The sequence below is a fragment of the Kitasatospora sp. NPDC059722 genome (assembly GCF_042733235.1).
Classification (GTDB): Bacteria; Actinomycetota; Actinomycetes; order Streptomycetales; family Streptomycetaceae; genus Kitasatospora.
Window position 1 is genome coordinate 99,504 of the sequence record NZ_JBHWGD010000022.1, and the last position, 12,432, is coordinate 111,935.

Annotated in this window: 11 protein-coding genes; 8 read left to right on the plus strand and 3 right to left on the minus strand. The window is 73.1% G+C overall.

What is annotated here, in order from left to right:
• The first annotated feature begins 144 nt into the window (after nucleotides 1-144).
• From ACFV4F_RS17050 to ACFV4F_RS17060, 3 genes are all read left to right on the plus strand, one after another.
• On the plus strand, nucleotides 145-1,548 hold the full coding sequence (locus ACFV4F_RS17050; RefSeq protein ID WP_380438262.1) for a dipeptidase: 1,404 nt from the start codon (nucleotides 145-147) through the stop codon (nucleotides 1,546-1,548).
• Between the two features lie 125 nt (nucleotides 1,549-1,673).
• Nucleotides 1,674-2,615: an NAD(+) diphosphatase gene (nudC, locus tag ACFV4F_RS17055; RefSeq protein WP_380438264.1), complete on the plus strand. Its 942-nt coding sequence runs from the start codon at nucleotides 1,674-1,676 to the stop codon at nucleotides 2,613-2,615.
• Between the two features lie 272 nt (nucleotides 2,616-2,887).
• Nucleotides 2,888-3,727, plus strand: coding sequence for a GntR family transcriptional regulator (locus tag ACFV4F_RS17060; protein ID WP_380438266.1), 840 nt, complete (start codon nucleotides 2,888-2,890; stop codon nucleotides 3,725-3,727).
• A 33-nt stretch (nucleotides 3,728-3,760) separates the two neighbouring features.
• Here the strand turns inward: ACFV4F_RS17060 and ACFV4F_RS17065 are convergent, their stop codons facing one another.
• Nucleotides 3,761-4,018 (minus strand): mycoredoxin, encoded by a 258-nt coding sequence (locus tag ACFV4F_RS17065; RefSeq protein WP_329928084.1) that lies wholly within the window; start codon nucleotides 4,016-4,018, stop codon nucleotides 3,761-3,763.
• Between the two features lie 304 nt (nucleotides 4,019-4,322).
• On the opposite strand from ACFV4F_RS17065, the gene ACFV4F_RS17070 reads away from it, so the two are divergent.
• The 4 genes from ACFV4F_RS17070 to ACFV4F_RS17085 all read left to right on the plus strand — a co-directional run bounded on the left by ACFV4F_RS17070 (nucleotide 4,323) and on the right by ACFV4F_RS17085 (nucleotide 8,165).
• Nucleotides 4,323-6,491: an ATP-dependent DNA helicase UvrD2 gene (locus ACFV4F_RS17070; RefSeq protein ID WP_380438282.1), complete on the plus strand. Its 2,169-nt coding sequence runs from the start codon at nucleotides 4,323-4,325 to the stop codon at nucleotides 6,489-6,491.
• Between the two features lie 293 nt (nucleotides 6,492-6,784).
• Nucleotides 6,785-7,240 carry a hypothetical protein gene (locus ACFV4F_RS17075; RefSeq protein WP_380498916.1) on the plus strand — a complete coding sequence of 152 codons (456 nt, stop codon included), beginning with the start codon at nucleotides 6,785-6,787 and terminating at the stop codon, nucleotides 7,238-7,240.
• A 164-nt stretch (nucleotides 7,241-7,404) separates the two neighbouring features.
• Nucleotides 7,405-7,773 (plus strand): WhiB family transcriptional regulator, encoded by a 369-nt coding sequence (locus ACFV4F_RS17080; RefSeq protein WP_380438270.1) that lies wholly within the window; start codon nucleotides 7,405-7,407, stop codon nucleotides 7,771-7,773.
• A gap of 149 nt (nucleotides 7,774-7,922) precedes the next feature.
• Entirely contained in the window at nucleotides 7,923-8,165 is a 243-nt protein-coding gene (locus tag ACFV4F_RS17085; protein ID WP_380503177.1) for a hypothetical protein, read from the plus strand.
• A 194-nt stretch (nucleotides 8,166-8,359) separates the two neighbouring features.
• Here the strand turns inward: ACFV4F_RS17085 and ACFV4F_RS17090 are convergent, their stop codons facing one another.
• Together ACFV4F_RS17090 and ACFV4F_RS17095 are read right to left on the minus strand one after the other, a co-directional pair.
• Nucleotides 8,360-9,724 carry an ABC1 kinase family protein gene (locus ACFV4F_RS17090; protein WP_380449065.1) on the minus strand — a complete coding sequence of 455 codons (1,365 nt, stop codon included), beginning with the start codon at nucleotides 9,722-9,724 and terminating at the stop codon, nucleotides 8,360-8,362.
• A 172-nt stretch (nucleotides 9,725-9,896) separates the two neighbouring features.
• On the minus strand, nucleotides 9,897-10,616 hold the full coding sequence (locus ACFV4F_RS17095; protein WP_380449067.1) for a TetR/AcrR family transcriptional regulator C-terminal domain-containing protein: 720 nt from the start codon (nucleotides 10,614-10,616) through the stop codon (nucleotides 9,897-9,899).
• A gap of 128 nt (nucleotides 10,617-10,744) precedes the next feature.
• On the opposite strand from ACFV4F_RS17095, the gene ACFV4F_RS17100 reads away from it, so the two are divergent.
• Nucleotides 10,745-12,286, plus strand: coding sequence for an MFS transporter (locus tag ACFV4F_RS17100; RefSeq protein WP_380503168.1), 1,542 nt, complete (start codon nucleotides 10,745-10,747; stop codon nucleotides 12,284-12,286).
• Nucleotides 12,287-12,432 lie beyond the last annotated feature (146 nt).

The window sequence follows — 12,432 nt, forward strand, 5'->3', positions numbered from 1 at the left end:
GCCGGGACCGCCGCCCGCGGCACCCGCCGCAGCCGGGCCGCGGGGGCCCCGGGGGGGGGGGGCCCGGGACGTTACAGCCCCCTTCGGGCCCGGCAGCCGGACGGCCGGGGCGGGCACCCGCACGGGCGAACTACAGTCGTCGGTATGACGAGAACCCCGGACAGCGCCGTCCGCTCCTACATCGACCAGCACCGGTCCGCCTTCCTGGCCGACCTGTCCGACTGGCTGCGCATCCCGTCGGTCTCCGCCGACCCGGCCCGCGCCGGGGACGTGCGGCGCTCCGCCGAGTGGCTGGCCGCCAAGCTGCGCGACACCGGCTTCCCGGTGGCGGAGGTCTGGGAGACGGACGGCCTGCCGGCGGTGTTCGCCGAATGGCCCTCGGGCGACTCGTCCGCCCCGACCGTCCTGGTCTACGGGCACCACGACGTCCAGCCGGCCGCGAAGGAGGACGGCTGGGACACCGACCCGTTCGAGCCGACCGTCGTCGACGGACGGATGTTCGCGCGCGGCGCGGCCGACGACAAGGGGCAGGTGTTCTTCCACACCCTCGGCGTGCGGGCCCACCTGGCCGCCACCGGGCGCACCGCGCCGGCCGTCAACCTCAAGCTGCTGATCGAGGGCGAGGAGGAGTCCGGCTCGCCGCACTTCCCGGCCCTGGTCCGGCGCGAGGCCGAGCGGCTGGCCGCCGACGTGGTGATCATCTCGGACACCGGCATGTGGTCGCGGACCACGCCGACCGTCTGCACCGGCATGCGCGGCCTGGCCGACGCCCAGATCGACCTGTACGGGCCGGACACCGACATCCACTCCGGCTCCTTCGGCGGCGCCGTCCCCAACCCGGCGCAGGTCGCGGCCGAGCTGGCCGCCGCCCTGCACGACGGCGACCGGCGGGTCGCCGTGCCCGGCTTCTACGACGGCGTGATCGAGCTGACCGAGCGCGAGCGCGCGCTGTTCGCCGAACTGCCCTTCGACGAGGAGCAGTGGCTGGCGGTCGCCAAGTCCTCCGGCACGCGCGGCGAGGCCGGCTACTCCACCCTGGAGCGGATCTGGGCCCGCCCGACCGCCGAGGTCAACGGCATCTGGGGCGGCTACACCGGCCCCGGCGGCAAGACCATCGTCCCGGCGTCCGCGCACCTCAAGCTCTCCTTCCGGCTGGTGGCCGGGCAGGAGGTGGAGAAGGTCCGGGAGGCCGTGCGCGCGTGGGTGGCCGAGCAGGTGCCCGCGGGCATCCGCTACGAGCTGGTCTTCCCCGGCGCGACCCGGCCCTGCCTGACGCCGCTGGACCACCCGGCGCTGCAGTCCGTCGTCCGCGCGATGGGCCGGGCCTTCGAGCAGAAGGTCCTCTTCACCCGCGAGGGCGGCTCCGGCCCCGCCGCCGACCTCCAGGACGTGCTCGGCGCGCCGGTGCTGTTCCTCGGCATCTCGGTGCCCTCCGACGGCTGGCACTCGGTCAACGAGAAGGTCGAACTCGACCTGCTGGCCAAGGGCGTGGAGACCGCCGCCTACCTGTGGGGCGACCTGGCCGAGAACTTCCGGCCCGGCGCGTGAACGGGCGCGGCGAGGCGGGCGCGTGAGCGAGCGCAGGAACGGGTGCGGGCCCACCGGGCCCGCCCCGGCAGTCAGATCACTCATCCGGATGATTCACCTGATGCACCACGTGGGGATGGAACGACGTGAGCACCGTGCCTGAGACCGAACGCCCCCTGTACCTGGCACTGGCCCGGGCCGGAGTGGACCGGGCGGCCGAGCACCGGTTCGACGAGCCCTGGCTCGCCGCGGCCTGGAGCCACCCGAACACCCGGGTGCTGCCGATCGCGGGCGGCGAGGCCTTCGTCGTCGACACCGCCGGGGGCACCGAGCTGGTCCTGCTGCCCTCCTTCGAGGCGCCGCAGACCGGCGACCGGTACTTCCTCGGCACCGACGACGACGGCGTCTCCTACTTCGCGCTGGCCGGCGAGAGCCTGCCCGGGCGCCTGGACGGCGACGCCCGTCCGGCCGGGCTGCGCGAGGTCGGCGCGCTGCTGTCCGACCGCGACGCGGGGCTGCTGGTGCACGCCGTCGCCCTGGAGCACTGGCACCGCCTGCACAGCTTCTGCTCGCGCTGCGGCCACCCGACCGAGAAGGCCGGCGCCGGGCACGTGCGGCGCTGCACCTCCTGCGCGGCCGAGCACTACCCGCGCACCGACCCGGCGGTGATCATGGTGATCACCGACGAGCAGGACCGCTGCCTGCTCGGCCGCCAGGCGCTGTGGCCCGAGGGCCGCTGGTCCACCCTGGCCGGCTTCGTCGAGCCGGGGGAGTCGATCGAGCAGGCCGTCGCCCGCGAGGTCCACGAGGAGGCCGGCGTGCGGGTCGGCGAGGTGCGGTACGTCGCCAGCCAGCCCTGGCCGTTCCCGTCCAGCCTGATGCTCGGCTTCACCGGCAAGGCGCTGCCCGGCGGCACCGAGATCACGGTGGACGGCGAGGAGCTCGCCGAGGCGCGCTGGTTCTCGCGCGAGGAGCTGCGGGCCGGCATGGAGGCGGGGGAGATCCTGCCGCCCTCGGGGATCTCGATCGCGCGCCACCTCGTCGAGCTCTGGTACGGCGAACCGCTGCCGTCCGCGGCGCGCTGGTAATCCGCTCCCGGGCGCTCCCGGAAAGCCCGGGAAAGCTCAGGGAAGCTCGGGAACGCCCGGGAAAGCTCAAGAAAAGGGGGCGCGCGGCACATGCCGTGCGCCCCCTTTTCCGATTTCGATCCCTTTCGGAAGCCGCACCCTCCGGATGTTCGTGACCGGACGGGCCGTACCCGCCCAGGCCGCCCGCCGCCCGGCGCGCACCGCCGACCCGCGCGGACGACATTGCCGGAAACGGCTGAAACCGCGTCACCGCGCTCGCTACATTCACTCGGGTGACAATCCCCCGGGGCACCGCCCAATCCCCCAAATACCAGCGCCTTGCCGCCGACCTGCGCCGCCGCATCGCCGAGGGCGAGTTCACCGCCGACGCCGCCCTCCCGGTCGAGAGCGAACTGGAACGCCAGTACGGAGTCGCCCGCAACACCGTCCGCCTCGCCGTCGACGTCCTCGTCAACGAAGGCCGGCTCGTCCGCCTCCAGGGCAAGGGCACCTACCTGCGCGAACACCCCGTCCTCGACCACCGCGCCTACGGCCCCGCGCTGCCCACCGCCCCGCGCGACTGCCTCGCCGTCCCCACCGCCGTCTACCTCGGCGAGGCCGCCGACGCCGGCCGCGAACTCGGCACCGACTTCGAGATGATGATCGTCCGCGCCCGCGTCGACATCGCCGAACGCCTCGGACTGCGCCCCGGCGAGGCCATCGTCGTGCGCCGCCAGCTGCGCACGCTGGACCGCGAGCCGTACTCGATCGAGGAGAGCCACTACCGGGCCGGGCTCGCCGCCGGCACCCCGCTGATGGAGCCCGACGCCGTCGAGGGCGGGGACGAGGCCGTCCTCGCGGCCCTCGGCCGCACCGAGATCGGCGCCGTCGACCACCTCGTGGCCCGGATGCCGGGACCGGAGGAGGCCCAGTGGTTCCAGGGCGGCCCCGGCGTGCCGCTCATGGTGCAGACCCGCGTCACCTACGACCGGCGCGGGCCGGTGCGGGTCATCGAGACCCGCTACTCGGCCGACCGCTGCCGGCTCGTCTACGGCGTCGGCGACCTCGGCGCGCGCACCACGCTGCCCGCGCCCGCGACGCCCGTCGACCAGGCTCCGGCCGACGCGCCCTGAGACGCGCGCCGGGGCCCGGCCGCCGGGCCCGGATCAGGCCGCGAGGGCCTTCTTGACCTGCAGCAGGCTCGGGTTGGTCATGACCACCCGCTCGCCGCCGCCCGCCGGCGTCACCAGCACCGTCGGGACCGTCTGGTTGCCGTTGTTCACCGACTCGACGAAGGACGCCGACGCCGGGTCCTCCTCGATGTTGATCTCGGTGTAGCCGATGCCTTCACGGTCCAGCTGGCTCTTGAGTCGATTGCAGTACCCACACCAGGTCGTGCTGTACATCGTGACGGTGCCGGACATCGGGGGGACTCCTTCGGGAGGGGGCGGACGGTCTCTGGTTCTCCGGACGCAACGTCCGACGCGCGGCGGGCATTCCGGCCGCCGCGTCCCGGAAGGGCCGCGGCCGCCACGCTCGGGAGGCCGCCGCGTCGCGGAGAGGCAGAGCGATCATCCTGCGATCACACCGGGCCTGTGGACAACCCGGCCCCGGTTGTCCCACCGGGCTGAGAGGATGGAACGCATGCAGGAAGACCTCTTGAGCGGCGGCCCCGGCGACCTCTGGACCGACCCCGCGGCGGCGGCCCGCGACGCCGGCCCCGACGCCGTGCTCGCCGGCCTCGACCCCGAACAGCGCGCCGTCGCCACCGCCCTGCACGGGCCCGTCTGCGTCCTCGCCGGCGCCGGCACGGGCAAGACCCGCGCCATCACCCACCGCATCGCCTACGGCGTGCGCAGCGGCGTCTACCAGCCCCAGCAGGTCCTCGCCGTCACCTTCACCGCCCGCGCCGCCGGCGAGATGCGCGGCCGCCTGCGCCAGCTCGGCGCCGACGGCGTCCAGGCCCGCACCTTCCACTCCGCCGCCCTGCGCCAGCTCCAGTACTTCTGGCCCCGCGCCGTCGGCGGCCCCGTCCCGCAGCTGCTCGAACGCAAGATCCAGCTCGTCGCCGAATCCGCCGGCCGCTGCGGCCTGCGCGTCCAGCGCACCGAACTGCGCGACCTCACCGCCGAGATCGAATGGGCCAAGGTCACCCAGATCGGCCCCGACGACTACCCCGCCGCCGTCCAGAAGTCCGGCCGCGACGCTCCCCGCGACCCCGCCGAGACCGCCCAGGTCTACCGCGTCTACGAGGAGGCCAAGAGCCGCCGCGGCGTCATCGACTTCGAGGACGTCCTCCTGCTCACCGCCGCCATCCTGGAGGACCGCCCCGACATCGCCGACCAGGTCCGCGCCCAGTACCGGCACTTCACCGTCGACGAGTACCAGGACGTCTCCCCGCTCCAGCAGCGCCTCCTCGACCAGTGGACCGGCCCCGGCGGCGGCGCCAGCCTCTGCGTCGTCGGCGACGCCAGCCAGACCATCTACTCCTTCACCGGCGCCACCCCCGACTACCTGCTGAACTTCCGCAGCCGCCACCCCGAGGCCACCGTCGTCAAGCTCGTGCGCGACTACCGCTCCACCCCCCAGGTCGTCCACCTCGCCAACGGACTCCTCGCCCAGGCCCGCGGCGAGGCCGCCCGCCACCGCCTCGAACTCGTCTCCCAGCGCGAAGCCGGCCCCGAACCCGGCTACACCGAGTACGAGGACGAGCCCACCGAGGCCGAGACCACCGCCCGCCGCATCAAGGACCTCCTCGCCACCGGCGTCCGCGCCAGCGAGGTCGCCGTCCTCTTCCGCACCAACGGCCAGTCCGAGGTCTACGAACAGGCCCTCGCCGACCTCGGCGTCCCCTACCAGCTCAAGGGCGCCGAGCGGTTCTTCGAACGCCCCGAGGTCCGCGACGCCGGCGTCCTGCTGCGCGGCGCCGCCCGCGCCGCCGCCGACCCCCTCACCGCCGGCGCCCCCGACCTGGCCGGCCAGGTCCGCGCCGTCCTCGCCAGCCGCGGCTTCACCCCCGAACCGCCCGCCGGCTCCGGCGCCGTCCGCGACCGCTGGGAGTCCCTCGCCGCCCTCGTCCGGCTCGCCGAGGAGTTCGAGCGCACCCGCACCGCCGAAGGACTGGGCGCGGACCTCGCCGCCTACGTCGCCGAACTCGACGCCCGCGCCGCCGCCCAGCACGCCCCCGCCGTCGAAGGCGTCACCCTCGCCTCCCTGCACGCCGCCAAGGGCCTCGAATGGGACGCCGTCTACCTCGTCGGCCTCACCGAGGGCACCCTGCCGATCATCTACGCCAAGACCGACGAACAGGTCGAGGAGGAGCGCCGCCTCCTCTACGTCGGCGTCACCCGCGCCCGCAAGCACCTCTCCCTCTCCTGGGCCCTCTCCCGCTCCCCGGGCGGCCGCGCCAGCCGCAAGCCCACCCGCTTCCTCGACGGGCTGCGCCCCGGCTCCGCCGCCCCCGGCACCCGCACCGGCGCGCGGGGCGGGCGCGGGGGCGTGGAGTTCGGCGAGCGCGCCGCCGGGCGGAAGGTCCGCGGACCGGTCAAGTGCCGCGTCTGCGAGCGCGTCCTGACCGACGCCGTCGAACGCAAGCTCCGCCGCTGCGAGAGCTGCCCGTCCACCATGGACGAGGCGCTGTACGAGCGGCTGCGCGAGTGGCGCGCCCGGCAGGCCAGGAAGCAGGGCGCCCCCGCCTACGTCGTGTTCACCGACGCGACGCTCATGGCGATCGCCGAGGACGTGCCCGCGAACCGCCAGGAACTGGCCCAGATCTCCGGGGTCGGCGCCATGAAGCTGGACAAGTACGGGGCCGCCGTGCTCTCGTTGTGTGCGGGGGAGGAGCCCGAGGAGGAACCGGACGGCGTCATGGACGACGGTCCGGTCGAACCGGCGTGAGCCGGTCCGGGCGTGGTCACGGGGACTGCTCAGGGGACTCCCGCGGGGCATCGGAACGCGCCGTCCGGCGCGACGCGAAACGCGACGCGAAAACCGCCGTGAAAAATAGTTTGCGCGGCGTACCGGGAGCGCAATAGCCTGCCGGAGCGGTCAAGGGGACGCGAACGCACGGGGTGACGCCTGTGCCGAGTTCCCGCGCCCAAAGCTTCACCAAGACAGACATCCGAACATCGGAGCAGGGGAAACCCGGCTCCGCGAGACGCCGAGAGGAGGCGAAGACAGTGGGAAACATCATGATCACCAAAATGACTGGCCGGACCGTTGTCGCTGCCTCCCTGCGTGATGCCCTCCTGTGGGCGCCCGCAGAGCTCGGTGGAACCGGTCTGGGTCTCGACACCACCGGTGTCTCCGTCGTCCCCGCCGTCGCTGTCAGTGGTCTCGGACACACTGATCTGTGCGTCGCGAGCGGCAGGAGCGTCGAAGGCGCCTCCGTCGAGACCGGTCTGTCCCGCGATTGGGCGTCGTTCGGCACGCCGCGCTCCGAGCGCGACGAGCGACCGACCCAGGCACCGAAGGCGGTCGTAGCCGCAGCCATGCATGGCGGCTATGCGCAGGTCATCGGTGCCGGAAACGCCCAGAAGCAGAACGAGCAGCAGATCAACAAGCAGGCCATGGCCGCCTTCATCGGCGCCACGGCCATCCGGATGCGGGCCTTCCGCGGGCCTGAACCCTGGAGAGAACGAACCTGAACCTCAGGTCGGCACCTCCAGGGCCGCGGAACCCGTCACACCGGGATCCGCGGCCCTTCTGTTTTGTCCGGTACGCAAGACCACCCAGGCCCCCCGGGGCCTCCGGCCCAGCCCCACCAGTCAGCCGGGCCGGAACCACTGAGAAGACGAGGAAGACGCAGACAGTGTCCACGGTCATCACACCGCCCACCCCGTCCGTACCGCCGACAAGCCAGATCACCAAGGCCGACCAGGCCGACCCCCCGGAGGTTCTTTCCATGCAGCTCAGCTCGATCGAGCAGGCCGAGGCACTCGGTCTCCCCATCCCCTGCCGCGCCTTCGACCCCGAGGTCTTCTTCGCCGAGACGCCCGCCGACGTCGAGTACGCGAAGTCCCTCTGCGGCACCTGCCCGGTCAAGGAGGCCTGCCTGGCCGGCGCCCTCGAGCGCCGCGAGCCCTGGGGCGTCTGGGGTGGCGAGCTCTTCGTCCAGGGCGTCGTCGTGGCCCGCAAGCGGCCCCGTGGCCGTCCGCGCAAGACCGAGGTCATGGCGTGAGCCCCGACCTCGGAGCCGGAGCCGTCCGCCGGGGAGAGCAGCCCCCACTGGACAGTTCCCTCCGCCGCTCCGTGCGGATCGCCGCCGCCAAGGCCGACGCGGCCCGCACCAACCCCTTCCCGACGACGCACCACGAGCAGGACCACCACATGACCGCCGCCATCGACCCCGCCGTCCGCGCCGAACAGGCCAACGAACTTCAGATCCAGAACAGGACCCTCGAAATGCAACTCCTCCACGAATCCCTGGCCCGCGCCCATATGCAAGACCGGCTGCACGAGGCCGAGCACCAACGGCTCGTCCTGCGCATCGCCCGGGCGCACAAGCTCAAGCAGCGGGCCGAGCGCGCCTCGCTGCGGGCCCGCAAGGCCCTCGCCGTCGCCCTGATGTAGTCCGGCCCCGGTTCGACGCGCGCGCCCCGTGGCCACGCGCGGCCACGCGCGTGCAGGCGCGCCCGGACAGGCACAGGACGAACGGCAGACCCCCGTCGCACCGCAGGCCGCCCCCCGCACCCGGGGGGGGGGCGGCGGCCGGTGTGGGGGCGAATCGGCGCCCACGCGTCGGTGCCCCGGGCTTCCCCGGCCCCTCAGCGGCCCTTGCGGGCCCGCTTGCCACCCGGCCCCTGCTCGGCGAACTCCGGCAGCCACTCCAGCATCTCCGCCCGGAACGGCGCCTTCGCCCCCAGCTGACACAGCACCCCGATCGTGCTCAACGTCACCCGGTGGATCAGCAGGTACGACGGCGGCAGGTTCAACTGCTTGCCCAGGTTGTAGGCAGGCGACCGCGGATCCGCGATCCGCGCCGCCTGCGCCCGCATCCACGCCCGCGTGAAGTGGAAGGAATCCACCGCCGCCGGCTCGATGATCGGCACCAGGTAGTCCAGCACCGCGTCCGCATCCAGCTCGATCGAGGGCTTCACGAAGCCCTCCTCCCGCAGCATCTCCAGCACACCCGCCGCATCACCGGCCAACGCCATCCGCAGCGACGCCCCGATCGGCGCCGGCAACCCACCCGGCAACCGGTCCACCGTGCCGAAGTCCAGCACCCCCAGCCGCCACCCCGACACCGGACCGTCGTCCTTCAACAACCGGAAATTGCCCGGATGCGGATCCGCGTGCAACAACCCCGTCCGCGCCGGACCGGCGAACAGGAACCGGGCCAGCAGCCGGCCCGCACGGTCCCGCTCCTCCTGGCTCCCGCCCGCGATCACCTCCGCCAGCGGCGTGCCGTCCATCCACTCCGTCACCAGCACCTGATCCGCCTGCGCCACCACACCCGGCACCACGATGTCCGGATCGCCCGCGAACACCTCGGCGTGCCGACGCTGCGCCTGCGCCTCCAGCTCGTAGTCGAGCTCCTCGGAGACCCGCTCGCGCAGCTCGGCGATCAGCGGCTTGATGTCCAGCCCCGGGATCAGCGGGCCCAGCAGCCAGGCGACGCGGCCGAGTTGCGACAGGTCCGCGAGCAGCGCGTCACCCGCGCCCGGGTACTGCACCTTGACGGCGACCCGTCGGCCGTCGTGCCAGACCGCCCGGTGCACCTGGCCGATCGAGGCGGCGGCCGCCGGCCGGTCGTCGAACTCCCGGAACAGCTCACGCCAGTTGGCCCCGAGGCGCTCGGCGAGCGCGGTGTGCACCTTGGCGGCGGGCATCGGGGGAGCGGCGTCCTGCAGCTTGGTGAGCGCCGCCCGGTACGGGCCGGCGACCTCCTCGGGCAGCGCGGCCTCGAAGACGGACAGCACCTGCCCGAACTTCATGGCCCCGCCCTTGAGTTCGCCGAGTACCTTGAACAGCTGGTCCGCGGTGGCCTGTTGCAGCTCGGCCGTCACCACCTCGGCGGACCGGCCGCCGATCCGCCTGCCCAGGCCGAGCGTGGCGCGGCCGGCTATCCCCAGGGGCAGGGCGGCGAGCCGTGCCGTGCGGGTCACTGCCTTGCGCGGAAGATCGCTCACCGGGCCTCCATCCGACACACCCCCGGCCACCCGGTACCGGACGGCCGACCATCACTACGCCATTGTGCCCGTTCGCCGCCCCGCACCAGCCCGTATTTCGCGCAGGCGTGAGCGGCGCATCGGTGTCGGACCGGTGGCGTACGGGTGGCGTACCGGTCGGCGGATCCGCGGATCAGCGGGGCAGGCGCAGGGCCAGGCCGTCGAGGACGACCTCCAGGCCGTAGCCGAACTTGCTGTCGCGGATGGTCACCGGGTCGGTGCCGGCGGCGGTCGCGTAGGCGTCGGCGAGGTGCTCGAAGCCGTCGGCCGCCTCCTGGGCGGCGGGCATGAGGCGGGCGATGAACTCGGCCTCCGTCTGGCCGGACCGGGCCACCGTGGTGAGCCAGGCCGACTCCGTGGTGCCCATGCCGATCGTGTAGCAGACCAGGGTGTCGATCGCCCGGACCGGCTCGGGGAACCCGGCGGCGGTGAACAGGACGGTCAGCTGCTCGGCGAACGACATCAGGTTGGGGCCCAGGTAGGCGAGGCCCGCCTGGCCGAGGACGGACGACAGCCAGGGGTGGCGCAGCACCGTCGCGCGGAAGGCCTGGGCGGCGTCGGTGGCCGCGGCGCGCCAGTCGGGGCTGTCGGCGGGCGGGAGGACGATCTCGCCGAAGACCTCGTCGACCGCGAGCTCCATGAGCTCGTCCTTGGTCGCGACGTGGCGGTAGAGGGAGGTCGCGCCGGCGTTCAGGCGGGCGGCGAGTTTGCGCATGCTCAGCGCCTCGATGCCCTCGGCGTCGAGCATCACGATCGCCTCGCGGACGATCGCGTCCCGGCTGAGCGAGGGCTGGTCGGGCTCGCGCTGGCGGCGGGCCCATACGGACGGGATCGGGTTCGTGCTGGCGGCCATCGGCATCCCCTTCTGCGTACACCGTTCGCATTCAGCGTACAGCAAGCGCTAGTTGCGCACACTGTTCCTCGATGCGTACAGTGTGCGCAGCGACGGAACGCAGTGCGCACCGAAGGAACGGTGTGCGCATGGAGAGGGGAGATCTCATGCAGGCCCGCAACCCGCACCGCTGGTGGATCCTGATCGTGCTGTGCCTGAGCTCGTTGGTCCTGGTGATCGACAGCATGGCGCTGACCGTGGCCGTGCCCTCGATGACGGCGGACCTCGGCGCGAGCGCCCAGGACACCCAGTGGATCCTCGACTCCTACGTCCTGGTCTTCGCCGGGCTGCTGCTGACCTCCGGCAGCCTCGGCGACCGCTTCGGCCGACGGAAGATCATGATCATCGGCCTGCTGCTCTTCGGCGCGGCGTCCCTGGCCGCGACCTTCTGCACGAACCCCGGTGAGGTGATCGCCTCCCGCGTCGCGATGGGGGTCGGCGGCGCGCTGATCATGCCGTCGACGCTGTCGATCCTCATCACCGTCTTCGACGAGGACGAGCGCGGCAAGGCGATGGCGGCCTGGGGGTCGGTGGCGATGCTCGGCCTCGTCGGCAGCCCGGTCCTCGGCGGCGTGCTGATCGACCACTTCTCGTGGCACTCGATCTTCTTCCTCAACGTCCCGGTCGTCGCCCTCGCGATCCTCGCCGGTCTCGTGCTGATGCCGGAGTCCAAGGGGCCGTGGCAGAAGCCGGACCCGCTCGGCGCGGTGCTGTCCGCGGTCGGCATGACGGCGCTGATCTGGTGGATCATCGAGATCCCGCAGCACGGCGCGTTCGGCGGCCGGTCGCTGGTCACCCTCGGCGTGGCGGTGGTGGCGCTCGTCGGGTTCGTGGTCTGGGAGAACGTCACCGACGCGCCGATGGTGCCGCTGGTCCTCTTCGGGCACCGCGACTTCAGCGGCGGCTCGCTCTCGCTGACGCTCGTCCAGATCGGCAACGGCGGGCTGCTGCTGGTCCTCACCCAGTACCTGCAGTTCGTGCTGGGCTACTCGCCGGTCAAGGCGGGGCTCGCGTTCATGCCGCTCGCCGTCGCCGCGCTGATCGGCAACGGGGCCGGGGCCAAGTTCGCCGCGAAGATCGGCAACCGCCTCCTGATCCTCTCCGGGATGCTCGCGATGGCCGCCGCCTTCGGGCTGCTGACCACCGTCACGGCCGACGGCGGCTTCACCGTTCCGGCGGTCGCGCTCGGCCTGCTCGGGCTCGGGGCCGGTCTGGCCATGCCGGCCGCGGTGGGGGCGCTGATGGGCACCATCCCGGCGGAGAAGGCGGGCGTCGGCTCGGCGCTCAACGACACCATCCAGCAGGCCGGCACCGCGCTCGGCATCGCGATCCTCGGCTCGCTGCTGTCGAGCGGTTTCGCCGCCCGGATGCCGGCGGGGCTGCCGGACGGGGCGAGGCACTCGATCGCCGGGGCGCTGGCTGTCGCGAAGGGGGACGCCGGGCTCGTGCACACCGCTCGGGAGGCGTTCACGAGCGCAATGACGACCACCTTCACGATCAGTGCGATCGGGGTGCTCGCGGCGGCGCTGGTGGCCACGCTGGTCATGCGGGGCCGCCCGGCGGGGGCGGAGCAGGGGGCGGCGGCCGATGCGGCCGACGAGCGGGCGGAGGATGCGGAGCTCGCCACCTGACGGGGCGCAGCCCGAGGTGTCCACACCGAGAAGGCCGGTGCCCCTGGGGGTACCGGCCGGGGGTGGTGTGGGGGTGAAATCGGCGGGGGCGCCGAAGTGGGTTATTAACATGGGCAGCGGCCGACGCCAAATCACGGGGAGAGATA

Excerpts from the sequence above, each read along its gene's own strand:
- ACFV4F_RS17050 (WP_380438262.1), top strand. The coding sequence starts at position 145 with ATGACGAGAACCCCGGACAGCGCCGTCCGCTCCTACATCGACCAGCAC.
- ACFV4F_RS17065 (WP_329928084.1), bottom strand. The coding sequence starts at position 4,018 with ATGTCCGGCACCGTCACGATGTACAGCACGACCTGGTGTGGGTACTGC.
- ACFV4F_RS17075 (WP_380498916.1), top strand. The coding sequence starts at position 6,785 with ATGATCACCAAAATGACTGGCCGGACCGTTGTCGCTGCCTCCCTGCGT.
- ACFV4F_RS17085 (WP_380503177.1), top strand. The coding sequence starts at position 7,923 with ATGACCGCCGCCATCGACCCCGCCGTCCGCGCCGAACAGGCCAACGAA.
- ACFV4F_RS17095 (WP_380449067.1), bottom strand. The coding sequence starts at position 10,616 with ATGGCCGCCAGCACGAACCCGATCCCGTCCGTATGGGCCCGCCGCCAG.
- ACFV4F_RS17100 (WP_380503168.1), top strand. The coding sequence starts at position 10,745 with ATGGAGAGGGGAGATCTCATGCAGGCCCGCAACCCGCACCGCTGGTGG.